The sequence below is a fragment of the Streptomyces lancefieldiae genome, from assembly GCF_031845825.1.
Lineage (GTDB): Bacteria > Actinomycetota > Actinomycetes > Streptomycetales > Streptomycetaceae > Streptomyces > Streptomyces lancefieldiae.
In genome coordinates this window covers 1-25,008 of sequence record NZ_JAVRFH010000031.1, presented here as the reverse complement: position 1 = coordinate 25,008, position 25,008 = coordinate 1, and the positions used below count along the sequence as shown (strand labels likewise).

The 25,008-nt window shown below is 70.9% G+C and carries 22 protein-coding genes and 1 pseudogene; all 23 read right to left on the bottom strand.

The window, feature by feature from the left end; all coding sequences use genetic code 11:
- Window positions 1-9 precede the first annotated feature (9 nt).
- A complete protein-coding gene (gene atpA, locus RM812_RS26200; protein WP_311576752.1) occupies window positions 10-1,599 on the bottom strand; it encodes a F0F1 ATP synthase subunit alpha in 1,590 nt (529 codons plus the stop codon).
- A 161-nt stretch (window positions 1,600-1,760) separates the two neighbouring features.
- Entirely contained in the window at window positions 1,761-2,576 is an 816-nt protein-coding gene (locus RM812_RS26195) for a F0F1 ATP synthase subunit delta (protein ID WP_311576750.1), read from the bottom strand.
- Entirely contained in the window at window positions 2,573-3,130 is a 558-nt protein-coding gene (locus RM812_RS26190) for a F0F1 ATP synthase subunit B (protein WP_311576747.1), read from the bottom strand. Before RM812_RS26190 ends, RM812_RS26195 begins: the two co-directional genes overlap by 4 nt.
- 41 nt (window positions 3,131-3,171) lie before the next feature.
- A complete protein-coding gene (gene atpE, locus RM812_RS26185) occupies window positions 3,172-3,405 on the bottom strand; it encodes an ATP synthase F0 subunit C (RefSeq protein ID WP_031485821.1) in 234 nt (77 codons plus the stop codon).
- A gap of 78 nt (window positions 3,406-3,483) precedes the next feature.
- The gene (atpB, locus tag RM812_RS26180; protein ID WP_311576970.1) at window positions 3,484-4,254 is read right to left on the bottom strand and encodes a F0F1 ATP synthase subunit A; all 771 of its coding nucleotides are present in this window, start codon (window positions 4,252-4,254) and stop codon (window positions 3,484-3,486) included.
- A gap of 273 nt (window positions 4,255-4,527) precedes the next feature.
- Window positions 4,528-4,962: a hypothetical protein gene (locus RM812_RS26175; protein ID WP_311576739.1), complete on the bottom strand. Its 435-nt coding sequence runs from the start codon at window positions 4,960-4,962 to the stop codon at window positions 4,528-4,530.
- Window positions 4,963-5,249: 287 nt separating this feature from the next.
- On the bottom strand, window positions 5,250-6,569 hold the full coding sequence (locus RM812_RS26170; protein WP_311576736.1) for an MraY family glycosyltransferase: 1,320 nt from the start codon (window positions 6,567-6,569) through the stop codon (window positions 5,250-5,252).
- Between the two features lie 130 nt (window positions 6,570-6,699).
- On the bottom strand, window positions 6,700-7,953 hold the full coding sequence (locus tag RM812_RS26165) for a serine hydroxymethyltransferase (RefSeq protein ID WP_311576733.1): 1,254 nt from the start codon (window positions 7,951-7,953) through the stop codon (window positions 6,700-6,702).
- A 149-nt stretch (window positions 7,954-8,102) separates the two neighbouring features.
- Window positions 8,103-8,780 (bottom strand): arsenate reductase/protein-tyrosine-phosphatase family protein, encoded by a 678-nt coding sequence (locus RM812_RS26160; RefSeq protein WP_311576730.1) that lies wholly within the window; start codon window positions 8,778-8,780, stop codon window positions 8,103-8,105.
- Window positions 8,777-9,424: an L-threonylcarbamoyladenylate synthase gene (locus tag RM812_RS26155; RefSeq protein WP_311576727.1), complete on the bottom strand. Its 648-nt coding sequence runs from the start codon at window positions 9,422-9,424 to the stop codon at window positions 8,777-8,779. The genes RM812_RS26160 and RM812_RS26155 overlap by 4 nt, the downstream gene beginning before the upstream one ends.
- Before the next feature lie 50 nt (window positions 9,425-9,474).
- Window positions 9,475-10,320, bottom strand: coding sequence for a peptide chain release factor N(5)-glutamine methyltransferase (prmC, locus tag RM812_RS26150; protein ID WP_311576724.1), 846 nt, complete (start codon window positions 10,318-10,320; stop codon window positions 9,475-9,477).
- A gap of 51 nt (window positions 10,321-10,371) precedes the next feature.
- A complete protein-coding gene (gene prfA, locus RM812_RS26145; protein ID WP_311576722.1) occupies window positions 10,372-11,448 on the bottom strand; it encodes a peptide chain release factor 1 in 1,077 nt (358 codons plus the stop codon).
- A 108-nt stretch (window positions 11,449-11,556) separates the two neighbouring features.
- Complete coding sequence (rpmE, locus tag RM812_RS26140) at window positions 11,557-11,781, bottom strand: 50S ribosomal protein L31 (RefSeq protein WP_018571447.1); 225 nt, start codon at window positions 11,779-11,781, stop codon at window positions 11,557-11,559.
- A 200-nt stretch (window positions 11,782-11,981) separates the two neighbouring features.
- A complete protein-coding gene (locus tag RM812_RS26135) occupies window positions 11,982-13,142 on the bottom strand; it encodes an LCP family protein (protein WP_311576711.1) in 1,161 nt (386 codons plus the stop codon).
- A 352-nt stretch (window positions 13,143-13,494) separates the two neighbouring features.
- Window positions 13,495-15,273, bottom strand: coding sequence for a trypsin-like serine protease (locus RM812_RS26130; protein WP_311576708.1), 1,779 nt, complete (start codon window positions 15,271-15,273; stop codon window positions 13,495-13,497).
- 213 nt (window positions 15,274-15,486) lie between these two features.
- A complete protein-coding gene (gene rho, locus RM812_RS26125; protein ID WP_311576705.1) occupies window positions 15,487-17,559 on the bottom strand; it encodes a transcription termination factor Rho in 2,073 nt (690 codons plus the stop codon).
- Window positions 17,560-17,970: 411 nt separating this feature from the next.
- On the bottom strand, window positions 17,971-18,900 hold the full coding sequence (gene thrB / locus RM812_RS26120; protein WP_311576702.1) for a homoserine kinase: 930 nt from the start codon (window positions 18,898-18,900) through the stop codon (window positions 17,971-17,973).
- A 372-nt stretch (window positions 18,901-19,272) separates the two neighbouring features.
- Complete coding sequence (gene thrC, locus RM812_RS26115) at window positions 19,273-20,331, bottom strand: threonine synthase (protein WP_311576699.1); 1,059 nt, start codon at window positions 20,329-20,331, stop codon at window positions 19,273-19,275.
- A 6-nt stretch (window positions 20,332-20,337) separates the two neighbouring features.
- On the bottom strand, window positions 20,338-21,630 hold the full coding sequence (locus RM812_RS26110; RefSeq protein WP_311576696.1) for a homoserine dehydrogenase: 1,293 nt from the start codon (window positions 21,628-21,630) through the stop codon (window positions 20,338-20,340).
- A 216-nt stretch (window positions 21,631-21,846) separates the two neighbouring features.
- A complete protein-coding gene (gene lysA, locus RM812_RS26105) occupies window positions 21,847-23,238 on the bottom strand; it encodes a diaminopimelate decarboxylase (protein WP_311576693.1) in 1,392 nt (463 codons plus the stop codon).
- 16 nt (window positions 23,239-23,254) lie between these two features.
- A complete protein-coding gene (gene nrtL / locus RM812_RS26100; RefSeq protein ID WP_311576690.1) occupies window positions 23,255-24,301 on the bottom strand; it encodes an ArgS-related anticodon-binding protein NrtL in 1,047 nt (348 codons plus the stop codon).
- Between the two features lie 112 nt (window positions 24,302-24,413).
- Complete coding sequence (locus RM812_RS26095; RefSeq protein WP_311576687.1) at window positions 24,414-24,860, bottom strand: response regulator; 447 nt, start codon at window positions 24,858-24,860, stop codon at window positions 24,414-24,416.
- Window positions 24,861-24,882: 22 nt separating this feature from the next.
- Window positions 24,883-25,008, bottom strand: a pseudogene (locus tag RM812_RS26090) (IS481 family transposase); the annotation flags it as partial.

Sequence of the window (25,008 nt, the reverse complement as noted above, 5' to 3'; positions counted from 1 at the left end):
TTCCTTACGTCACTTGGCGGTGGACGGGGCGTCCTCGCCGAGCAGCTTGCCGTCCGAGGTCTCGAACTGCTTCTTGAACGCCGTGATGGCCTCGGCGACCGCCTGCAGAGTGTCGTCGGACATCTTGCCGCCCTCGCGGATGGAGGTCATGAGGCCCTGCTCCTGGCGGTGCAGGTACTCCAGCAGCTCCTTCTCGAAGCGGCGGATGTCGGCGACCGGCACCTCGTCCATCTTGCCGGTGGTGCCGGCCCAGACGGAGACGACCTGGTCCTCGGTGGACATCGGCTGGTACTGGTCCTGCTTCAGCAGCTCGACCATGCGCTGACCGCGCTCCAGCTGCGCCTTCGACGCGGCGTCCAGGTCGGAACCGAAGGCGGCGAACGCCTCCAGCTCACGGAACTGGGCGAGGTCCACGCGCAGTCGGCCGGAGACCTGCTTCATGGCCTTGTGCTGGGCGGAGCCACCGACGCGGGAGACCGAGATACCGACGTTCAGGGCCGGACGCTGGCCGGCGTTGAACAGGTCGGACTCCAGGAAGCACTGGCCGTCGGTGATGGAGATGACGTTGGTCGGGATGAACGCCGAGACGTCGTTGGCCTTGGTCTCGACGATCGGCAGACCCGTCATCGAACCGGCACCCTCGGCGTCGGAGAGCTTCGCGCAGCGCTCCAGCAGACGGGAGTGCAGGTAGAAGACGTCACCCGGGTAGGCCTCGCGGCCCGGCGGGCGGCGCAGCAGCAGCGACACGGCGCGGTAGGCGTCGGCCTGCTTCGACAGGTCGTCGAAGATGATCAGGACGTGCTTGCCCTCGTACATCCACTGCTGGCCGATGGCCGAGCCGGTGTACGGCGCCAGGTACTTGTAGCCGGCCGGGTCGGACGCCGGGGCGGCCACGATGGTCGTGTACTCCAGCGCGCCGTTCTCCTCCAGCGCGCGGCGGACCGACGCGATGGTGGAGCCCTTCTGGCCGATGGCGACGTAGATGCAGCGGACCTGCTTGTTCGGGTCGCCGGTGCGCCAGTTGTCGCGCTGGTTGATGATCGTGTCGACGGCCAGGGCGGTCTTGCCGGTCTGGCGGTCGCCGATGATCAGCTGGCGCTGACCGCGGCCGATCGGGGTCATGGCGTCGACGGCCTTGTAGCCCGTCTCCATCGGCTCGTGCACCGACTTGCGCTGCATGACCGTGGGGGCCTGCAGCTCGAGGGCGCGGCGACCGCTGGTCTCGATCTCGCCGAGGCCGTCGATCGGGTTGCCGAGGGGGTCGACGACGCGGCCGAGGTAGCCCTCGCCCACGGCGACCGACAGGACCTCGCCGGTGCGGGTGACCGGCTGGCCCTCCTCGATGCCGCTGAACTCACCGAGGACGACGCAACCGATCTCGCGCTCCTCGAGGTTGAGGGCGAGGCCGAGGGTGCCGTCCTCGAACTTCAGCAGTTCGTTGGCCATGGCCGAGGGAAGACCCTCGACCTTCGCGATGCCGTCGCCGGCAAGGGTGACCGTACCGACCTCCTCGCGCGAGGCCGCGTCCGGCTTGTACGACTGGACGAAGTTCTCCAGCGCGTCCCGGATCTCCTCCGGCCGGATCGTGAGCTCCGCCATCTGAGTTCCCTGCTCTCCTTGTTGGGCCCGAAGTTTCACTTGGGGGGTATTCCACGAGTCGGGACTCCCCCCAATAAGAGGTGAATCCTCTGCACGGCCCAACCAGGGCCGTCGTAAGTACGTACTGCTACTGCTTGTGGTGCTGTTGTCGCGCGGGAGCGTCAGCTCGCCAGTCGGCGGCCGGCGTCCTCCAGGCGGTCCGCGATGGAGCCGTTGATGACCTCGTCGCCGATCTGCACCCGGATCCCGCCGAGGACCTCGGGGTCCACATCGAGGTTGAGGTGCATCGGACGGCCGTAGACCTTCGCGAGGGCCGCGCCGAGGCGCTGCTTCTGCGTGTCGCTCAGCGGCACCGCCGAGGTGACGACGGCGACCATCCGGTCCCGCCGGTCGGCGGCGAGCTTGGACAGGGATTCGAGTCCCGACTCCAGGCTACGTCCCCGCGGCGCGGTGACAAGGCGCGTCACCAGACGCTCGGTGGTCCGCTCCGCCCGGCCGCCGAGCAGGCTGCGCAGCAGCTCGCCCTTGGCCGCGGTGGTGGCCGAACGGTTGGTCAGCGCGGCGCGCAGCTCGGTGTTCGAGGAGACGATCCGGCCGAACCGGAACAGCTCGTCCTCGACGTTGTCGAGCCGGCCCTGCTTCTGCGCGGCGGTGAGGTCGGCGGTGCTCGCCAGCTCCTCCAGCGCGTCCACCAGGTCGCGGGACTGCGACCAGCGGGAACGCACCATGCCGGACACCAGGTCGGCGGCGGGGCCGCTGATCTGGGTGCCGAGGAGACGCTGGGCGAGCTCGGCCTTGGCCTCGCCGGCCTGCGCCGGGTCGGTCAGGACCCGACGCAGCGACACCTCGCGGTGGAGCAGCGCGGTGACGGCGGCCAGCTCGTCGGCGAGCGAGCCGGCGTCCACGGACGTGGAGTCCGTCAGCGCGTCGAGACGCTCGCGTGCGGCGGCCAGGGCCTCGCGGCTCGCTCCGTTCATCGGGTCGCCTCTGCCTTCGTCGCCTTGTCGTCCAGCTCGTCCAGGAAGCGGTCGATGACGCGGCTCTGGCGGGCGTGGTCCTCGAGGGACTCGCCGACGAGCTTGCCGGCCAGGTCGGTGGCCAGCTTGCCGACGTCCTGGCGCAGCGCGGACGCGGCGGCCTTGCGGTCGGCCTGGATCTGGGCGTGACCGGCGGCGATGATCTCCTCACGCTGCCGCTGGCCTTCCGCGCGCATCTCGGCGATGAGCGTGGCGCCCTGCTCCTGCGCCTCCTGGCGCAGGCGCGCGGCCTCGTGCCGGGCCTCGGCGAGCTGAGCCTTGTACTGCTCAAGGACGCTCTGGGCCTCGGTCTGCGCGGCCTCGGCCTTCTCGATACCGCCCTCGATGGCTTCGCGACGCTCTTCCAGAACCTTGTTGATGTTCGGAAGCAGCTTCTTCCAGAAGACGAAGAAGACGATGGCGAAGGCGATGGTGCCGACGAGCAGCTCGGGACCCGGAGGAATGAGCGGGTTCTGCTCCTCCTCGGCCGCCAGCTGTACCAGGTTGGCGATCACATCAGTGCCTTTCGTTGAAAGGTTGGCTCGTCAAGGTCCGATCATCCGTAGACGAACGGCATGACGATGCCGATGAGGGCAAGCGCCTCACAGAAGGCGAAGCCGAGGATCTGGTTGGCACGGATCAGGCCGGCGGCCTCGGGCTGGCGGGCGAGCGCCTGGGTGCCGTTACCGAAGATGATGCCGACGCCGACGCCGGGACCGATGGCGGCGAGGCCGTAGCCGATGGAACCGATGTTGCCTTCGACGGCGGCGAGGGTCTCAAGGGCAGCCATGCTGAATCTTCCTTCTCTTTCAAGGACCGGCGGGGGTTGGCCACCGGACGTTCATGGGGGTGCGGGGCTGAGTGTCGCTCAGTGGTGCTCGGCGAGCGCGCCCTGGATGTACGAGCAGGCCAGCAGCACGAAGACGTATGCCTGGACGGCCTGCACGAAAAGTTCGAACAGGATCATGACCATGGTCATGACGAAGGAGACACCGGCCGCCGGAATCATCCAGCTGTTCATCAGGTACCAGGAGGCGACGGTGAACATCACCAGCATCAGGTGACCGGCGAACATGTTGGCGAAGAGCCGCACGGCGTGAGTGAAGGGCCGGACCAGCAGGTTCGAGAAGAACTCGATGATCATGACCAGCGGCAGTACCGCACCCAGCGACTTGTCGTAGCCGGTGACGTTCTTGAAGAAGCCGACGAAACCGTGCCGCTTGAAGGTCAGCGACACCCAGATCAGCCAGACGATCACCGCGAGCACCATGGGGTACGCGATGATCGACGAGACCGGGAACTGGGCCAGCGGGATCACGGACCAGATGTTCATGATCCAGATGAAGAAGAACAGCGAAACCATGAAGGGGACGTACTTCTCGCCCTCCTTCTTCCCGAGGGTCTCGTACACGATGCCGCGGCGGACGAAGTCGTAACCCGCCTCCCCGACCATCTGCAGCTTGCCCGGCACCACCTTCGCCTTGCCGAAGGCCGCGTAGAAGAAGGTGATGACGAGGGCAGTGGTGATGAGCGCGAGCAGCATCACCTTGTTGAACTCGAACCCACCCACAGTGGCGATCGGCTTGAAGAGGAACGAGTGCAGGCCCGGAGCCGGAAAGCCACACCCGTTGTCGGACATGATCCGACAGCTCCAGTCAAAGGCGAGCTGGGTCTGGTCAGCACTCACCGCGGGCTCCTTCGGCGTGACGCATAGGTACGGCAACCTCGTTGTGTCGGCGCGGCGCGGGGCCGCTGTTCGGCACGGGACTGGTGTTACGGATGTGGGGGCGGCTGTGGGGCATCTCGCCTCGCGATGGAGCAGGCGTCAGCTCGGATGCCCGCGCCCGCGATGCCGCAGTTGGCACCGGACGATAGCAGGACTTCACATGCCTCTTTATCCCGGCCCTACCCCTCACAACGAGCGGCCCGTCTTCTTGGGCTTCTCGCTCGACGACTCGGGCTCGACGTAGAGAATCTTGGCCTTCATGTGCGCCCGCGTCTGCGCGGCGATCCACGTGAGCGTGACGACGACCAAGGTGATCGCGAAGGACCGGGGGTTGAACAACGTCGTGTTCTTGAACGCGGTGAGGAAGACGAACAGCAGCAGGATCTGTGCCACGTAGAGCATCAGGCCCATCGCCTGGAAGAGGTGCGGAAGCGATTTGGCGATGCGCTGCAGGACGTAGAGACCGATCCCCATGAAGAGCATCGCCACCACGGTCGCGACGACGGCTCCGACCGCCCCCTTGCCGCCGACGACCACGGCGCTGACGACGGCGGCAACAGCGCCGACGGCAGCCGTGGGCACGGCAGCCTGAAGCAGGATCCGGACGTCATTGGACGGCATGGCGGCAACTCCGCTTTTCACAGGGGGCAGGGTGTCGTCATGGACGAGCGTAGTCCCGGGCCGAACGGAGTCCTCACGCCCAAGAGACCGTCGCACTGCGGCCTTCAGGCTCTACCCGGGGGTTCTCGTGAACCGTATCACAAACTATTTGATGAGGTCTTTACCTGTGGGTGTGCTTGCTGTCACACATGAGTGTGACAGTGCGCGTCTGTGCAATTACCGCACCCATTTGTCTGGTAATGGGGCACTTTATTCCCCCACGAGTTGGCAATGCTCTCGTCAGATTCTTACCTTGCGCGCGAACGGGGGCCGATGGCGGTGGCTCCGTTGACGCCCGAGACGCCCACGGCGACCGGAACGCGGTCGTCGGGCTCGGTCGTGACCTCCGCGGGCCCGGACCCGCCCTCCTCCGCGGCGGCGGCTGCCGCGGACGCGGCCCGGCGACGCCGGTAGCGGGGCGGCACGAACCGCTCCGCCCAGCGCGGGGCGCGCGGCTTGAAGCGCGGCAGCAGGAGCAGGACCAGGCCGATCGCGCTGAGGAAGACGACGCCCAGGACGATCCACATGGAGGCGGCGTTCACCGAGAAGGCGAGCGCGCCGAAGGCGATCAGCGCCGAGAAGAAGTACATGATCAGCACCGCGCGGCTGTGCGAGTGCCCGATCTCCAGCAGCCGGTGGTGCAGGTGCCCCCGGTCCGCGGCGAACGGCGACTGCCCGCGCCAGGTGCGCCGCACGATGGCCAGGATCAGGTCGGCGGCCGGGATGGCGATGATGGTCAGCGGCATCAGCAGCGGGATGTAGACGGGCACCATCTGGTGCACGGTGTTGCGCTCCGAACCGGAGAACAGCCGCATCGCGTCCGGGTCGACCTGCCCGGTCACGGAGATCGCGCCGGCCGCCAGCACCAGGCCGATCAGCATCGAGCCGGAGTCGCCCATGAAGATGCGGGCGGGGTGCATGTTGTGCGGGAGGAAGCCCAGGCACATGCCCATGAGGATGGCGGCGAACAGCGAGGCGGGCGCGGCGGCCTCGATGCCGTACGAGTACCAGATCCGGTAGGCGTACATGAAGAACGCCGCCGCCGCGATGCACACCGTGCCGGCCGCTAGCCCGTCGAGGCCGTCCACGAAGTTGACCGCGTTGATGGTGATGACGACCAGCGCCACCGTCAGCAGGGTGCCCTGCCACTGGGTCAGCGCCACGTTGCCAACGCCCGGGACGGGGATCCACAGGATGGTCAGGCCCTGCACCACCATCACGCCGGCGGCGATCATCTGTCCGCCGAGCTTGATCAGGGCGTCGATCTCGAACTTGTCGTCCAGGACGCCGATCAGCCAGATCAGGGCGGCCCCGGAGAGCAGGGCCCGCGGTTCGTTGGACTTCTCGAAGACCTCACTGAGGTTGGTGAGGTGGTCGGCGACCAGCAGACCCGCGCACAGCCCGAAGAACATCGCGATCCCGCCGAGCCGCGGAGTGGGCTCCCGGTGCACGTCACGTGCCCGGATCTCCGGCATCGCCCCCGCCACGATCGCGAACTTCCGTACCGGCCCTGTCAGCAGATACGTCACCGCGGCCGTGATGCAGAGCGTCAGCAGGTATTCACGCACGGGCTTCCCCACAGGTCTCGCTGGCCATTCCCAGCCCCACAGCCTAGCGATGCGCGCATATGGTTGGGGACTTCCGGGTAGCGACGATGGTTGCACGTGTGGCTGTGCACGCGTGTGCCCCTCCCCCGCCTCAGCCCGGATACGGTGGGAATTCCCTCACCAGATCCCGTACGTCGGCCCGCGCCGCGGCGGTGTCCGCCTCCCCCCTGAGCACCGCCGCGAGCAGCGTGCCCACCGCCCGCATCTCCCGCTCCCCCATGCCCTGGGTGGTGAGGGCCGCCGTGCCCAGGCGCAGTCCGCGGGAGTCGCCGTGCGGCAGCGCGCAGCAGTCCAGGACGATCCCGGCCGCCGTGAGCCGGCCCCGTGCGGTCCTGCCGTCGACGCCCAGCGGGGCGGGGTCGACGGTGAGCAGGTGGGTGTCGGTGCCACCGGTGGTGACGGCCATGCCCTCGGCGGCCAACTGGGCGGCCAGCGTCCGGGCGTTGGCGACGACCTGGTGGGCGTACGCGGAGAAGGCCGGGGCCGCCGCCTCGCCGAAGGCGACCGCCTTGGCGGCGATGGTGTGCATCTGGGCGCCGCCCTGTGTGAACGGGAAGACGGCCCGGTCGACCCGCTCGGCCAGTTCGCTCCCGCACAGGATCATGCCGCCGCGGGGGCCGCGCAGCACCTTGTGCGTGGTGGCGCAGACGATGTCCGCGTACGGCACCGGGCTGGGCGCCGCTCCCCCCGCGACCAGCCCCATCGGGTGGGCGGCGTCCGCGATGAGGTAGGCGCCGACCTCGTCGGCGACCTCGCGGAAGTAGGCGTAGTCGAGGTGGCGGGGGTAGGCGATCGAGCCGCAGACGATCGCCTTGGGCCGGTGCGTACGGGCCAGGGTGCGCACCTGGTCGTAGTCGACGAGCCCGGTCTCCGCGTCCACGCCGTAGCCGACGAAGTGGAACCAGCGGCCGGAGAAGTTGGCGGGTGAGCCGTGGGTGAGGTGACCGCCGTGGGGCAGGCCGAGCGCGAGGACGGTGTCGCCGGGCCACAGCAGCGCGGCGTAGGCGGCCAGCACGGCGGAGGAGCCGGAGTGCGACTGGACGTTCGCGTGCTCGGCGCCGAACAGCGCCCGGGCCCGCTCCACGGCGAGCCGCTCGGCGACGTCGACGATCTCGCACCCGCCGTGGTGCCGGGCGCCCGGGTAGCCCTCGGCGTACTTGTTGGCGAGCGGGGAGCCGAGCGCGGCCAGCACGGCCGGCGACGTGAAGTTCTCGGCGGCGATCAGCTGGAGCGTCGTCGACTGCCGTCGGCGCTCGGCGAGCAGGATCTCGGCCAGCTCGGGGTCCTGCCGCAGCAGTACATCGAGACCCCTGTCATCGGCCGCGAGGGCGTGGGTGACCGACATGGTGCGCTCCGGGCGTGCGTCGACGGTGACGTACGACCAATGTAGGCCCGGGGGCCGCGGGGCGCCCGGCGTTGCTGCGTCCGGCCGACGCCCGCCCGGAGGGCGCCCGGCACCGCGGGCCGGCGGGACGGGTGCCCGCGGCGGCGCGCCTACGTCCGCGCCGCGACCCCCGTGAGCGCGGTCACCACCGGATCCAGCGCCTGGTGTATCTCGTCCCCGATCGACCGGAAGAACGTCAGCGGCGCGCCGTACGGGTCGTACACCTCGTCCGCCTCCGCCGTGGGCGCCAGCAGCCACCCGCGTAGAGCCGCCGCCGCACGCACCAGCGCACGCGCCCGCGCGACCACGCCCTCGTCCAGGGACGGCAGCGTCGCGGGGTCGATCGCGTTCACCAGGCGGGTGAACTCCTTGAGGGTGAAGGTGCGCAGGCCCGCCGAGTGGCCCATGGAGATGACCTGGGCGCGGTGGTCCCGGGTCGCCGTCAGGACCAGGTCGGCGCGGATGACGTGCTCGTCGAGGAGCTCGCGCCCGGTGAAGCCGGCCGTGTCCGCGCCGAACTCCGCGAGGACCGTCTCGGCGTTCGCCTCCATCGGCGCGCCCTCGTGACCCCAGGTGCCGGCGCTCTCCACGATGAGGCCGCCGCCCAGGACGCCGAGCCGCTCCGTCACGAAATGCCGGGTCAGCCGCTCGGTGATGGGCGAGCGGCAGACGTTGCCGGTGCTGACGTGGAGGATGCGGAAGCTGTCGCGCGGAAAGCCGAACGTCGTCGTGATCTCCGCGGCGCGTTCCTCGCTGCCTATGCCACGCCCCGTCTCAGGGGCCGTCAATTCGCCACCTCGAGGTCGGGTACCACCTTGCGCAGTTCCTCGGCCGACAACGCGCCCGCGCGCAGCAGCACGGGCACCTCGCGCGTGACGTCGACGATGGACGACGGGACGTTGCCGGGGGTGGGGCCGCCGTCGAGGTAGACGGAGACGGAGTCGCCGAGCATCTGCTGGGCGGCGTCGCAGTCCTCCGGCGCCGGGTGGCCGGTCAGGTTGGCGGAGGAGACGGCCATGGGGCCGACCTCGGTGAGCAGCTCGATGGCGACGGGGTGCAGCGGCATGCGGACGGCGACCGTGCCGCGGGTGTCGCCGAGGTCCCACTGCAGGGACGGCTGGTGCTTGGCGACCAGCGTCAGCGCGCCCGGCCAGAAGGCGTCGACCAGCTCCCAGGCCTGCTCGGAGAAGTCGGTGACCAGGCCGTGCAGGGTGTTCGGGGAGCCGATGAGGACGGGCGTGGGCATGTTGCGGCCACGGCCCTTGGCGTCCAGCAGGTCGGCGACGGCCTCCCCGGTGAAGGCGTCGGCGCCGATGCCGTACACGGTGTCCGTCGGCAGCACCACGAGCTCGCCACGGCGCACGGCGGAGGCGGCCTCGCGCAGACCGGTCACACGGTCGGTCGCGTCGTTGGTGTCGTATCGCCGAGCCATTTAGCGGGCCTCCTCGTACACGTACTGCGGGGTTGAAGTCGGGGCGGTGCTCACGGCAGCGCCTTGCGGGCGGTCGCGAACCGGGGGCGGTTGTTGAGGTCGGGGTGGTCGGCCGCGTCGGCCCAGCCCCGCTCCTCGGTGAAGATCCACGGCACCTGGCCGCCCTGGGTGTCGGCGTGCTCGATGACGACGACCCCGCCGGGGCGCAGCAGCCGGTGCGCGGTGCGTTCCAGGCCGCGGATGAGGTCGAGGCCGTCCTCACCGGAGAACAGGGCCATCTGGGGATCGTGGTCGCGGGCCTCGGGGGCGACGTACTCCCACTCGGTGAGCGGGATGTACGGCGGGTTGGAGACCACCAGGTCGACCTGTCCGTCGAGGTCCGGGAAGGCCGTCAGGGCGTCGCCCTGACGCAGTTCGACCCTGGATCCCTCCATGTTCTTCCGCGTCCACACCAGGGCGTCCTCGGACAGCTCCACGGCGTACACGCGCGAGCGCGGCACCTCCTGGGCGAGCGCGAGCGCGATGGCGCCCGAGCCGGTGCACAGGTCCACGATGCACGGCTCGACGACGTCCATGGCGCGCACGGCGTCTATGGCCCAGCCGACGACGGACTCGGTCTCGGGGCGGGGCACGAACACGCCGGGGCCGACCTGGAGCTCCAGGTAGCGGAAGTAGGCGCGGCCGGTGATGTGCTGGAGCGGCTCGCGCGCCTCCCGGCGGGCGACGACCTCCCAGTACCGGGCGTCGAAGTCCGCGTCGGGCACGGTGTGCAGCTCGCCCCGCTTGACGCCGTGCAGGTACGCGGCGAGCTCCTCCGCGTCGGTGCGCGGCGAGGGCACGCCGGCGTCGGCCAGCCGCTGGGTGGCCTGGGCCACCTCCGCGAGCAGCAGGTTCACGCTGGTCCTCCGGGGCTGAGCTGGGGTCCGGTGCGGGTGGTGCGGCGGTGCTTACGCGGCGGCCAGCTTGGCCGCCGAGTCCGCGTCGACGCAGGCCTGGATCACCGAGTCGAGGTCACCGTCCAGGACCTGGTCCAGGTTGTACGCCTTGAAGCCGACGCGGTGGTCCGAGATGCGGTTCTCCGGGAAGTTGTACGTACGGATCTTCTCGGAGCGGTCCACGGTGCGGACCTGGCTGCGCCGGGCGTCCGCGGCCTCCTTCTCCGCCTCCTCCTGCGCCGCCGCGAGCAGCCTGGAGCGCAGGATACGCATCGCCTGCTCCTTGTTCTGCAGCTGGCTCTTCTCGTTCTGGCAGGAGGCGACGACTCCGGTGGGGAGGTGCGTGATGCGCACGGCGGAGTCGGTCGTGTTGACGGACTGGCCGCCGGGGCCGGAGGACCGGTAGACGTCGATGCGCAGGTCGTTGGGGTTGATCTCGACGTCGATCTCCTCGGCCTCGGGCGTGACGAGCACGCCGGCCGCGGAGGTGTGGATGCGGCCCTGGGACTCGGTCGCGGGCACCCGCTGCACGCGGTGCACCCCGCCCTCGTACTTCAGCCGCGCCCAGACGCCCTGTCCCGGCTCGGTGGCGCCCTGGCCGCCCTTGGTCTTCACGGCGACCTGGACGTCCTTGTAGCCGCCGAGCTCGGACTCGGTGGAGTCGATGATCTCGGTCTTCCAGCCGACCCGCTCGGCGTAGCGCAGGTACATGCGCAGCAGGTCGCCGGCGAAGAGCGCCGACTCGTCGCCGCCCGCGCCCGCCTTGATCTCCAGGATGACGTCCTTGTCGTCGCTGGGGTCGCGCGGGACGAGCAGCAGGCGGAGCTTCTCGGTGAGCTCGTCGCGCTGCTTGTCCAGCACCTTGACCTCGGCGGCGAAGTCCGGGTCGTCCGCGGCCAGCTCGCGCGCGGTCTCGATGTCGTCGCCCGTCTGCTTCCAGGAGCGGTACGTGGCGACGATCGGGGTCAGCTCGGCGTACCGCTTGTTCAGCTTGCGCGCGTTGGCCTGGTCGGAGTGGACCGACGGGTCGGCGAGCCTGGTCTCCAGGTCGGCGTGCTCGGCGACGAGTTCCTCGACGGCCTCGAACATCTTGGGCTCCTGCTACTGCTGGGGAAGGGGAAGGCGGGCGACCAAAAACGCCGGTCCCGGCGCTCCCCCGGCTGGGGGCGCGGCCGTGGACCGGCGATCGGTGGCTCGCTACTTCTTGGAGCCGGCGGCAGCCTTGCCGAAGCGGGCCTCGAAGCGGGCCACGCGGCCACCGGTGTCGAGGATCTTCTGCTTGCCCGTGTAGAACGGGTGGCACTCGGAGCAGACCTCGGCGCGGATGGTGCCGCTGTCGATGGTGCTGCGGGTCGTGAACGACGCGCCACAGGTGCAGCTGACCTGGGTCTCGACGTACTCGGGGTGGATGTCGCGCTTCAAGGTGTCTCCTAGGTTCGGGAGGGCGCCGGGTCGCCGCCGCGGGATGCGGGGGCGTGAACCGGGGCCGACGGTCCAGTCTGCCAGGACTGGCGCCATCCCCCAAAACCGGGGGCGAGGGCCGTCTATTCCCCGCGGGCCGGTGGGGGCCGCCCGCGCCCGCGCGGCGGAGCCGCACCTGTCACAGCCCCGCGCCCCCAGGGTCAGTCGGGCAGGCCCTGAGCGGCGTTCACGACGTCCTTGGCCTCACCGGTGGCCGTTCCCTCGGTGGCACTCTCCGGGATGGGCCCGTCGTTCTTCAGGGCCGTCCACACCTGATCGGCCTTGGCCTTCTCCAGCAGGACCCGGTTGGCGTTCGCGGGGTCGTAGACGACCGGCATGGTGACCATGTGCATGTTGCCCGGGCCGATGCCCTTCAGACCGGTCGCGAAGGACATCAGGGAGTTCACCGAGCCCAGGTCGGAGTCGGTGGTCACCGTCCTGGTGGCGGTGTCGGCGATGTCGTAGAGCTTCTTGGGGTTGCCGAGCAGGCCGATGTCCTTGACCTGGTCGACCAGGGCCTTGACGAACGCCTGCTGGAGCTGGATGCGGCCGAGGTCGGAGCCGTCGCCGACGCCGTGCCGGGTGCGGACCAGGCCGAGGGCCTGCTCGCCGTCGAGCCGGTGGGTGCCGGCGGGGAGGTCGAGGTGGCTGTCGGGGTCCTTGATGTCCTCGGTGGTGGTGACCGCGACACCGCCGAGGTCGTCGATGAGGTTCTGGAAGCCGCTGAAGTCGACCTCCAGGTAGTGGTCCATGCGCAGCCCGCTGATCGACTCGACGGTCTTCACCGCGCAGGCGGCGCCGCCGGTGGAGTAGGCGGAGTTGAACATCACGCCGTCGGCGGCGGGGTGCTCGGCGCCGTCGGTGTCGGTGCACTCGGGGCGGTCGATGAGGGTGTCGCGGGGGACGGAGACCACGTCGGCCTTCTTGTGGCCCTCGTGGACGTGCACGATCATCGCCGTGTCGGAGCGTGCGGTGCCGTCGTCGGTGCCGCCGCCGAGCTTCCCGTTGCCGCCGGAGCGGCTGTCCGAGCCGAGGACCAGGATGTTCTGGGAGCCGTTGTCGGCCTTCTCGGGCCGGTCGGTGCCGAGGGCCTGGTCGATGTCGACGCTCTCGAGGTTGCCGTTGAGCTTGAGGTACAGGACCCCGGCGCCGGTGCCGCCGAGGACCACGACGCCCGCGGCGGTCCAGGCCGTCACCAGCAGCGCCCTGCGCCCCTTGGCGCGGGGCTTGCGTCGACGCCCCCTGCCCCGGTGACGGGGGCCGGGCGGACGGGGCTCCCCGGGGCCGGGTATGACGGGATCCGGCGTGCTCTCGGCGGACATGTGCTCCTCGGTGTTCGTCCGGTCGGTTACCCCCTGCGCTCAGGGTCGGGGTGGTCGGCTCCGACGGGTTTCCGCCGGTACCTCACCATCGTCCCTCCGTGGGTGAGACGGCGGAACTCGGGACAGGGTTGCACAACGGTCTGTGCCGACCGGGTGGGCCGACGGTCACGGAGCGTGCTGGGCGGGTGCCGAACCGCGTCGCTGACCTGGGGATCCGCGATCACCCTCCCCGGCGCTCGGGGCCGGCCGCGGGACCGGCCCGTGTGGCGAAGGTCGCAACGTGAAGAACGCGAGAAGGGCCGCCCCCGGACGGGGGCGGCCCTGATCACGGCCCGCGGCGGGGCCGCCGGGGTCAGCCGAGGATGTCGAAGGCCCTCCAGCCGCTGCCGATCCTGACCCGGGCGGCGAACGGCGCCGAGCCCGTGCCGGTGCCCTTGTACAGCCACAGCACGCCGGAGATGTCCCTGGCCAGCAGGTCGGACCTGCCGTCGCCGGTGATGTCACCGGCGGTGGCGAAGGCGTTGTACACCTCCCAGCCGCCGCCGACCCTGATCCGGGCGCCGAACGCCGGGGAGGCCTTCCCCGTGCCGGGGTACAGCCACAGGACGCCGGAGCCGTCCCGCGCCAGCAGGTCGGGCTTGCCGTCGCGGTCGTAGTCGCCCTTGCCGGTGATCGTGTACGCGGCCCAGCCGCCGCCGATCCGGACAGGGGTGTCGAACAGCCCGTTGCCCTGGCCGGGGTAGAGCCACAGGACGCCGTCCTTGTCCTGGGCGACCAGGTCGGGCAGGGCGTCACCGGAGAGGTCGCCGGGAACGCGGATGTCCTTCATCACGTTCCAGCCGTCGCCGACGCGGATCGGCTCGCGGTCGTCCCCGTTGACAGCGAAGTGCAGAACACCGTCCGGGGTGCGGTACAGGTAGTCCTGGTCGAAGTCGCGGTTCAGGTCGGCCTGACGCACCAGGCTCCGCCCGCTCCAGTCGCCGCGCGCAAGGCGGTCGGCCAGGTGGGGCCACCGGTTCCCGAGGGAGTGGTACTCGAAGGCCTCGCCGCGGAGCGTGCGGACGAAGAGGTCCGCCTGGCCGTCGAAGTCGAGGTCGGCATCGTCGATGCGCGCGTTGACCTCGCCGGCGTAGGAGCGGGTCTTGGCGTAGACGCCCAGGGCGCCGGAGGCGACGCAGTCCGTGACGCCCCAGGACACCACGCCGGCGATCCGGCCGTTGACCACGAGCGGGCCGCCGGAGTCGCCGTTGCACGGGGAGACCGTGCCGGCGTCCTGGCCGGAGGCCGGGTTGCCGGCGCAGGCCATCTGACCGGCCACGAAGTCGGAGCCCCAGTACGCGGTGCAGGCGGAGTCCGACCGCATCGGCACGGTCGCCTTCCTCAGCGTCGGCGAGATGTCCTGGCTGGTGGAGCTGGTGCGCCCCCAGCCGTACACCGTCGCCGGGGTGCCGTTCGCGTACGAGGCGGTGTCGCTGCTCGTCGCCGGCTGCAGCGTTTTGTACGGCAGTGCCTCGGTCAGCGTCAGCACCGCGAGGTCGCCGCCCGCGATCGCCCTCGGCTTGTACGTGGGGTTGACCCACTGGCGCCACACTCCGGCGACCCGGCCACCGTGCAGGTCGCCGCCGTCCGGCAGCTGGGCCGTGCCGGCGAGGACGACGCCGTTCGCCTTCCAGTCCAGGCCGTACACGCAGTGCGCGGCGGTCAGGACCTTCGCGGGGGCCACCAGGGTGCCGCCGCAGAAGTAACCCTCGTCGTCGGAGGTGTCCTTGGTGCCCTTGTCGTCGGAGTAGTGCAGCTGCACCATCCAGGGCGCCTCGGCGAGGCTCGCGTCCCTACCGCCGATGATCTTCGGGTCGACGGTGCGGGACGGGGCCGCGGCGCTCGGGGTGGCCTCGGGCTGTGCCCCGGGAGCGGCGGCGGTGTCGCCCTCGAGCGCGGCCTCCGCACGCTGGATCCGCTGCAGCAGCTCGGCCTGGGAGGCCGCGGGCGGCTCGGTGACGGCCGGCCGGGGCGGGACGGGGGTTTCGCCGGACGCCTGGGCGGGGGCGGCCGCGAGGACCGCGCCCGACAGGGCGAGTGCGGCGGCAGCCGCGGGAAGCGCCAGGTGGGCTCTTCGCGGAGTAGATGTCACTCAGGTCTCCTGTCGCTGTAGAGGCAGGCAGGAGAGAAGAGCCGGCGGACACGGGCCGTGAAGGCAGCGCTGATCGCCCCGTGGGCGTATCCGAAAATACGTTCCCCCCCACTGCGGTGCGCTGATCTTACAAGGCAGAAGTCCCGCCCCGTCACCTGCGTGACGAAGCGGGACTTCTGCCTTCTGACGGCGCCGGCGCGGGCCGGCAGCGGCTCAGTCGCCGTTGCCGGGCGTCGGGGTCGTCTTCTGGATCTGCATCAGGAACTCGACGTTCGACTTGGTCTGCTTCATCTTGTCGAGGAGCAGCTCGATCGCCTGCTGCTGGTCGAGGGCGTGCAGCACCCGGCGCAGCTTCCAGGTCACGGCGAGCTCCTCGCTGCCGAGCAGGATCTCCTCCTTGCGGGTGCCGGACGCGTCGACGTCCACCGCCGGGAAGATGCGCTTGTCGGCGAGCTTCCGGTCAAGCTTGAGCTCCGCGTTGCCGGTGCCCTTGAACTCCTCGAAGATGACCTCGTCCATGCGGGACCCGGTGTCCACCAGGGCGGTGGCGAGGATGGTCAGCGAGCCGCCGTCCTCGATGTTGCGGGCCGCACCGAAGAAGCGCTTCGGCGGGTACAGGGCGGTCGAGTCGACACCACCGGACAGGATGCGGCCGGAGGCCGGGGCGGCGAGGTTGTACGCACGGCCCAGACGCGTGATCGAGTCGAGCAGGACGACCACGTCGTGACCCAGCTCCACCAGGCGCTTGGCGCGCTCGATGGCCAGCTCGGCGACCGTGGTGTGGTCCTCGGCCGGGCGGTCGAAGGTCGAGGAGATGACCTCGCCCTTCACCGACCGCTGCATGTCGGTGACCTCTTCCGGACGCTCGTCGACCAGGACGACCATCAGGTGGCACTCGGGGTTGTTGTGCGTGATCGCGTTGGCGATCGCCTGCATGATCATGGTCTTGCCGGTCTTCGGCGGGGCCACGATCAGACCGCGCTGACCCTTACCGATGGGCGCGACGAGGTCGATGATGCGGGTGGTGAGGACGCCGGGGTCCGTCTCCAGACGGAGGCGGTCCTGCGGGTACAGCGGCGTCAGCTTGTTGAACTCCGGCCGTCCGCGGCCGTGTTCGGGCGCCATGCCGTTGACGGAGTCCAGACGCACCAGGGCGTTGAACTTCTCGCGGCGCTCGCCCTCCTTGGGCTGGCGCACGGCACCGGTGACGTGGTCGCCCTTGCGCAGGCCGTTCTTGCGGACCTGGGCGAGGGAGACGTACACGTCGTTGGGGCCGGGCAGGTAGCCGGAGGTCCGGATGAACGCGTAGTTGTCGAGGATGTCGAGGATGCCGGCGACCGGGATGAGGACGTCGTCCTCGTTGATCTGCGGCTCCTGGATCTCGTCGCGCCCGCGACGGCCCCGGCGGTCACGGTAGCGACCGCGGCGGCCCCGGCGGCCACCGGCCTCGTCGTCGTAGCCGTCGTCCTGCTGCTGACGGTCCTGGCGTCCGCCGCCCTGCTGCTGGCGCTGCTGACCGCCGCCCTGGCCCTGGTCGTCGCCCTTGCCCCGGCGGTCGCGGTCACGTCCGCGGTCGCCGCGGTCACGGTCACCGCGGTCACGGTCGCGGTCGCCGCGGTCACGGCGGTCGCGACGGCGGCCCTCGCCACCCTCGCCGTCGGAGCGGGCGTCGCCCTGGCCCTGCTGCGCCGACGCCGCCGACGACTCGGTCTTCGGCTCGCCGCGGGTCTCGACGGCCACCGTCTCCGTGGCGCCGGACGGGCTGCCCGCGTCGGCGGTGGCCCGGCGACGACGGCGCTCGGAGGGGGCGTCCTCACCGGGAGCACCGGCCTGGTCGGCCGAGGGGGAGACCTTGGCGGACGGCTGGCCGGGGATCTCGATCTGCTGCTGGGCGGTGGCCTTGTCGGCCTTCTTGTCGGCCTTCGCGGCCTTCTCCGCCTTCTCGGCGGGGGCCTCGTCGCCCGTACGGGCCCGGGAGGTGCTGCGGCGCTTGGGCTTGGTCTCACCGGCGGCGTCCGCGGCGGCGGGCGCGGCCTTGGCGGGGGCGCCCCCCGCGGCCTGCGCCTCCTTGATGACCTCGATCAGCTGGCTCTTGCGCATACGCGCGGTGCCCCTGATGCCGAGGCCGGATGCGACCTGCTGCAGCTCGGCCAGCACCATGCCCTCGAGGCCGGTACCACGGCGCCGCCGGGAGCCGGCACCGGTGGCAGGCGCGGAGGCGTCCGTGGCGGGCGCGGCAGCGGTCTCCTCGACACGTGCGCCCATCAGATCGGTGGTGTCGCTCACGAAGGGTCCTTCCCTGGAGCGGACGTCGGCCTGTCTGGCTCGGCGACCGGTTGTGCTGTCCGGCTTCGGTCCTTGCTGTGCGAACCGTGCCGGGGCGGTGGTCCGCCTGAACGGCGGAAGAGATATCTGGTGATGGCGCTTCCCCTGACCGCGGCACCCAGTGTCTGTGTCACGCGGCCTGGTCGCACCGGTTCCGGAGCGTGCCCGGTGGACCGCTCAGTGTCCGTGTAGGCCGTACTGATCACGTACGGCATCCAGCACACAATGCGGCTTGGGGAGCTCCCGGAAGAATGTCTGTCCCGGACGGGGACACGAGGCACCTCGCCATGGTGGGGTCGGGTGCAGACTTGAGATTAACACTACCGGATCCAACAAACATTCCCCCTCTCGAAATCCGGCAACCGCCCGCGTCTAAATGTCACTGGCGGTCGCCAGAGGCAGCACGCTCGCACCGTGCTGGTCCAGGCTCAGCCGGTTGGCCGCCCAGTCCGTGCCGGCCAGCGCCTCGACCTTGTCGGCCGTGTCGGCGTCGGCCAGTGCCATCACCGTGGGCCCCGCGCCGGAGATCACCGCGGGGACCCCGTCGGCGCGCAGCCGCTCCACCAGCGTCGCGCTCTCCGGCATGGCCGGCGCGCGGTACTCCTGGTGCAGACGGTCCTCGGTGGCCGGCAGCAGCAGCTCGGGGCGCCTGGTCAGGGCCTCGACGAGCAGCGCGGCCCGGCCGGCGTTGGCGGCGGCGTCGACGTGCGGGACGGTGCGCGGGAGGAGGCCGCGCGCGGTCTGGGTCAGTACCGGCTTTCCGGGCACGAAAACCACCGGAACGATGGAATCGGCGGGCTCCATCCTGATCGCCCGGGCGGCACCGGCCTCCATCCAGGACAGGGTGAAGCCGCCCAGCAGACAGGCCGCCACGTTGTCGGGGTGGCCCTCGATCTCGGTGGCGAGGTCGAGCAGCGCGGCCTCGTCGAGGCGGGCCTCGCCGCCTATGGTCACCGCGCGCGCGGCGAGGATGCCGGCGCAGATGGCGGCGGAGGAGGAGCCGAGCCCGCGGCCGTGCGGGATGCGGTTGGCGCAGACGATCTCCAGGCCGCGCGGCTGTCCGCCGAGGAGGTCGAAGGCGGTGCGCAGGGAGCGTACGAGCAGGTGCTTCTCGTCGCGGGGCAGCGTCTCGCTGCCCTCCCCCGCGATGTCGATGTGCAGCCCGGAGTCGGCCACCCGGACGACCACGTCGTCGTACAACCCCAGCGCGAGGCCGAGGGCGTCGAAGCCCGGGCCGAGGTTGGCGCTGGTGGCGGGGACGCGCACCCTGACGGCGGCGGCGCGGAACGCTGGACCGGCCATCGCTTGATGACTCTCCTTGAGCTGCGTGACTTGACTGTCGAATGACATCCGATGACGTACGGAACCCTTGGGCTCGCCGCTGCCTGCCCAACGGCCGACCGCTGCCGGCCGCGTTCCCGACCGCGGAGACGGCGCGGCACCGCGGCATATGCGGCGGGCGGGTTCGGTACAGCCTATCGAAGGAAGGTTCTGTGGCGACATAGGGCGCACAGGAGGCGCACGATGCGTGTCGTAAGCCCCCTGTGCACCCCCCGTTCAGTGACTTTCCCGGCCGGGCGTCGCTTACGCCCTCTTACGCTGGGCGCGTTCCGGACGAGGCGCTGAGACCGGGCGCCGGATCGGGCGCTCGGACCGGGTGCTCGGACCAGGTCCTCAGACCAGGCCGAGGCGCTCGGCCGCCGTCGCCGCGTCGACCGGCACGGTGACCGGCTGCGGGGCTCCGGCGACGGCCCAGTCCGGGTCCTTCAGCCCGTTGCCGGTGACGGTGCACACGATCTTCTGCCCCGGGTCGACCTTGCCCTGCTCGGCCGCCTTCAGCAGACCGGCCACCGACGCGGCGGAGGCGGGCTCGACGAAGACACCCTCCTGAGAGGCCAACAGCCGGTAGGCGCGCAGGATCTCACGGTCCGTCACCTCGTCGATGGCACCGCCGGACTCGTCCCGCGCGGCGAGCGCGAAGTCCCACGAGGCGGGGTTGCCGATGCGGATGGCGGTGGCGATGGTCGACGGGTCCTTGACGACCTCGCCGCGCACGATCGGAGCACTGCCGGAGGCCTGGAACCCCCACATGCGGGGCGTCTTCGTGCTGACCCCGTCGGCGGCGTACTCCTTGTACCCCTTCCAGTACGCGGTGATGTTGCCCGCGTTGCCGACCGGCAGGACGTGGATGTCGGGGGCGTCGCCGAGCATGTCCACGATCTCGAAGGCGGCCGTCTTCTGCCCCTCTATACGCACCGGATTGACCGAATTGACCAGCGCCACCGGGTAGTTGTCGCTCAGCGCGCGGGCGAGCGTGAGGCAGTCGTCGAAGTTGCCGTCGACCTGCAGGATCTTCGCGCCGTGCACGAGGGCCTGGCCCATCTTGCCGAGCGCGATCTTGCCCTGCGGCACGAGGACGGCGGAGACCATCCCGGCCCGCACGCCGTACGCGGCGGCGGAGGCCGACGTGTTGCCGGTGGACGCGCAGATGACGGCCTGCGCGCCCTCCTCCTTGGCCTTGCTGATGGCCATGGTCATGCCGCGGTCCTTGAAGGACCCGGTCGGGTTCGCACCCTCCACCTTGAGGTGGACCTCGCAGCCCGTGCGCTCGGAGAGCACCTGCGCGGGCACGAGCGGCGTGCCGCCCTCACGGAGCGTCACGACGGGCGTGCTGTCGGAGACCGGCAACCTGTCCCGGTACTCCTCGATGATTCCGCGCCACTGGTGGGTCATTGCTCGTTACTCTCCTTCAACCCGCATGATGCTGGCGACACCCCGCACGGTGTCGAGCTTGCGCAGCGCCTCGACCGTACCGCCGAGGGCGGCGTCGGACGCACGGTGGGTGACGACGACGAGAGAGGCCTCGCCGTCCTTGCCGGACTGCCGGACGGTGTCGATGGAGACACCGTGCTCGGCGAACACGGTCGCGACCTGGGCGAGCACGCCCGGTTTGTCGGCGACGTCGAGACTGATGTGGTAGCGCGTGACGACGTCGCCCATCGGTGAGACGGGCAGTGCGGCGTACGCGGACTCGCCGGGTCCCGTCGCGCCGCCGATCCGGTTGCGGCAGACGGCGACGAGGTCGCCGAGCACGGCGGACGCGGTCGGCGAACCGCCGGCGCCGGGCCCGTAGAACATGAGCTGTCCGGCCGCGTCCGACTCGACGAAGACGGCGTTGTAGGCGCCGCGCACATTGGCCAGCGGGTGGCTGAGCGGAATCATCGCCGGGTGCACGCGCGCGGTGACCGACGCCCCGTCCGCGGCCCGCTCGCAGATGGCGAGCAGCTTGATGGTGCAGCCCATCTCCTTGGCGGAGGCGAAGTCGGCGGCGGTGACCTCGGTCATGCCCTCGCGGTGCACGTCGTCGAGGCGCACGCGCGTGTGGAAGGCGATGCCGGCGAGGATGGCGGCCTTGGCGGCGGCGTCGAAGCCCTCGACGTCCGCGGTCGGGTCGGCTTCCGCGTACCCGAGGGCGGTGGCCTCGTCGAGCGCCTCCTGATACCCGGCACCGGTCGTGTCCATGGCGTCGAGGATGAAGTTCGTCGTCCCGTTGACGATGCCGAGCACCCGGTTGACCTTGTCGCCGGCGAGGGACTCGCGCAGCGGCCGGATCAGCGGGATGGCACCGGCGACGGCGGCCTCGTAGTAGAGGTCCTTCCCGTTCGCGTCCGCCGCGGCGTGCAGCGCGGCGCCGTCCTGGGCGAGGAGGGCCTTGTTGGCGGAGACGACGGAGGCGCCGTGCTCGAAGGCGGTGGTGATGAGGGTCCGGGCGGGCTCGATGCCGCCGATGACCTCGACCACGACGTCGATGTCCCCGCGTTTGACCAGGGCGGTGGCGTCGGTGGTGACGAGGGCGGGGTCGATGCCCTCGCGCACCTTGTCGGGCCGCCGTACGGCGACGCCCGCGAGCTCCACGGGGGCCCCGATCCGGGCGGCGAGGTCGTCGGCGTGCGTCGTCATGATGCGCGCCACCTCTGAGCCGACCACTCCACAGCCCAGCAGCGCCACCTTCAGCGGACGCGTACGCATCATCCGACCTCGTTTCCTCATACCGTCTACGGTTGGTCCAGTCTCACGCACCGGACGGGATTTTCTGCCTTTCGTCCGGATCGTGAGACGTTTATTTCATTTTCGCAGGGGCGGAAGACGAAAGATCTTGCGCCCCCGCAGCGGGCCGCCACCGGGCCTCGTCCTCATCCTCGCGCCCCTCGACCTCACCTCGACCTCGACCTCACCTCGACCTCGACCTCAGCCGACGTCGAGGCGCAGCAGGTCCTCCTCGGTCTCCCGCCGGACGATGACCCGCGCCTGACCGTCCCGTACGGCGACGACGGGCGGACGCAGGACGTGGTTGTAGTTGCTGGCCATGGACCGGCAGTACGCCCCGGTCGCGGGTACGGCGATCAGGTCGCCGGGTGCCAGGTCGCCCGGCAGGAAGGCGTCCCGCACCACGATGTCGCCGCTCTCGCAGTGCTTGCCGACGACGCGCACGAGCATGGACTCGGCGTCGGAGGCACGCGAGACGAGAGCGACGCTGTACTCGGCGTCGTACAGCGCGGTGCGGATGTTGTCCGACATGCCGCCGTCGACGGAGACGTACGTACGCAGCCCTTCCAGCGGCTTGACGGTGCCGACCTCGTAGAGTGTGAAGGCGGTGGGCCCGACGATGGCACGTCCCGGCTCCACGGAGATGCGAGGCGTGCGCAGCCGCGCGGACTCGCACTCCCGCGTGACGATCTCGGTCAGCGCCTTGGCGATCTCGTGCGGCTCACGGGGGTCGTCGTCGCTGGTGTAGGCGATCCCGAGCCCGCCGCCCAGGTCGATCTCGGGCAGCTCGACGCCGTGCTCGTCGCGGATGTCCTTCAGCAGCCCGACGACCCGGTGGGCGGCGACCTCGAAGCCCGACATGTCGAAGATCTGCGACCCGATGTGGGAGTGGATGCCGATCAGCTCGAGGCCGTCGAGCCGCAGCGCACGCCGCACGGCTTCCGCCGCCTGCCCGCCGGCGAGCGGAATCCCGAACTTCTGGTCCTCGTGGGCGGTGGCGATGAACTCGTGCGTGTGGGCCTCGACCCCGACGGTGATACGGATCTGCACGCGCTGCCGCCTGCCGAGGGACTCGGCGATGTGGGCGACGCGGACGATCTCCTGGAAGGAGTCGAGCACGATCCGCCCGACCCCGGCGCGGACGGCGCGCTCGATCTCCTGGGGCGACTTGTTGTTGCCGTGGAAGGCGATGCGGTCGGCGGGCATCCCGGCGGAGAGGGCGGTGGCGAGCTCGCCCCCCGAGCACACGTCCAGGTTCAGCCCTTCCTCGTCCAGCCACCGCACGACGGCGCGCGACAGGAAGGCCTTGCCCGCGTAGAAGACGTCGGCGTCGGCGCCGAAGGCGGTACGCCAGGCCCGCGCCCGGGCCCGGAAGTCGGCCTCGTCGAGGACGTAGGCGGGGGTGCCGTACTCCTCGGCGAGCTGCGTGACGGCGATCCCGCCGACGGTGACGACGCCGTCCGCGTTCCGGTCGACGGTCTGGGCCCAGACCTTGGGGTCGAGGGCGTTGAGGTCGGCGGGCGGCGCGGAGTAGTGCCCCTCGGGGAGGACGTCGGCGTGACGGGGCCCGGCGGGGTGGGCGGAACGGCTCATGGCGTCTTGTGCTCTCTCAGAGATGGTCGGGTGCGTCGATGCCGAGGAGGGTCAGGCCGCCGGCCAGCACCGCCCCGACGGCTTCGGCGAGGGCCAGCCGGGCGCGGTGGGCGGCCGAGGGTTTCTCCGCGCCGCGCGGCAGCACGGTGGGCAGGAAGGGCAGCGCGGCATCGGCGACGGTGACGAGGTGCCGGGCGAGTCGGTCGGGGGCGCGGTGCGCCGCGGCGGCGGCGAGGACGCGGGGCTGGTCGGCGAGGGCGGCGAGCAGCTCCTGGACGCCGGTGACGGGGCCGGGGGCGGCCGCGAAGCGCAGGTCGGCGGCGTTGCGGGAGAGGGCGCGGGTGCGGGCGTGGGCGTACCGCACCCGGAAGAGGGGGTTGCTCTCACGCTGGACGAGGTGCTCGTCGCCGGTCCGGGGCCGGTCGTGGGGGGCGGGGTGGAGCAGGGCCCAGCGGGCGGCGTCGCGACCGAGGCGGAGGGGGTCCGGATCGCCGGGGGCGGGGACGGGGCGGAGGGTGACGCGTGGCTCCACGGGCGCCGGCGGCCCGATCGCGTCGACGCGCACGCCGAGGGCGGCGGTCCACTCCGGGTCGAAGGCCTCGGCGGTGGTGCGCACGAGAGCGCCCTGGGAGCGCAGGATGCGCGCGGCGGCTTCCGCGACGACGACCGCACGCAGGTCATGCGGACAGTGCAGCTGCACGATCCGTCCGTCCGACTCCTCCGCGTACCCGTACCGGGAGCCGCGCCGGAGGATCTCCTCGAGGAGGGCGGCGGGCGCGGTGCCGTGGAGGCTGATGTTGAGGAATCCCGGCCCGGTGAGGACGACGTCGGAGATGCCGTCGGCCTCGACGAGGTAGGGCCGCAGCACCTCGGCGACGCGGCGGGGTGGCTGCCCGGCCGGCCGGGCGAGCTGGAGGGCGATGGTGGTGGCGTAGTCGCCGCACCCTCCGGGCCCCGGCGGAGTGACCACGGCCCGCGCCGGGACGGTCACACCGAGCTCACCCGCGTCGACGGCGCGACGCACCGCGTGCAGCACGGTGCGGGAGAGCTCTACGGGGGTCACGGGTCAAGCGTAGGGGAGGAGGGGGGTGGGTACGCGAACAAGTTTGAGGCTGATCCCGGGATGTGGACGGAAAGTCCCGTGGAGTACCGCGCCCGCGCACCCGGTCCCCCGGTCAGCCGGTGACCCTGTCCCCCGGCGGCCCGGCCTGCGCGGGCGACTCCCGCTCCCTCGCCACACCGAACACCTCACGGAACGGCTCCCCGCCCCCAAGAGCCTTCCGCTCGACCAACTGCCGTACGAGCGCGACCAGCTCGGCGGGCTCGAAGGGCTTGGACAGAAAGGCGTCGACCCCCGCGTCGAAGCCGGCGTCGACCTCGAACTGCGTACAGGCGCTGACCATGGCGATGGGCAGATCCCGCGTACGCGGATCGGAACGCAGCCGGGCGGCGGTCTTCACCCCGTCCAGCCGGGGCATGACCACGTCCAGCGTGACGACGTCGGGCCGCACCTGATGGACGACTTCCAGACACTCGGCACCATCGGCCGCGGTCACGACCTCGAAGCCCTCCAGCTCGAGATTGACCCTGATCAGCTGCCGGATGACCTTGTTGTCGTCCACAACAAGAACCCGGCCAGACGCCCTAGGTGTATTGACCCGCAGCGTTGTTCACACGGCTGATGGGTGGCTTGCCGCCGAGTGCGGTGTGGCAGCGGTGGTGGTTGTAGGTGTGCAGGAAGTCTGTCAGGGCTGCGGTGCGTTCGGTGTT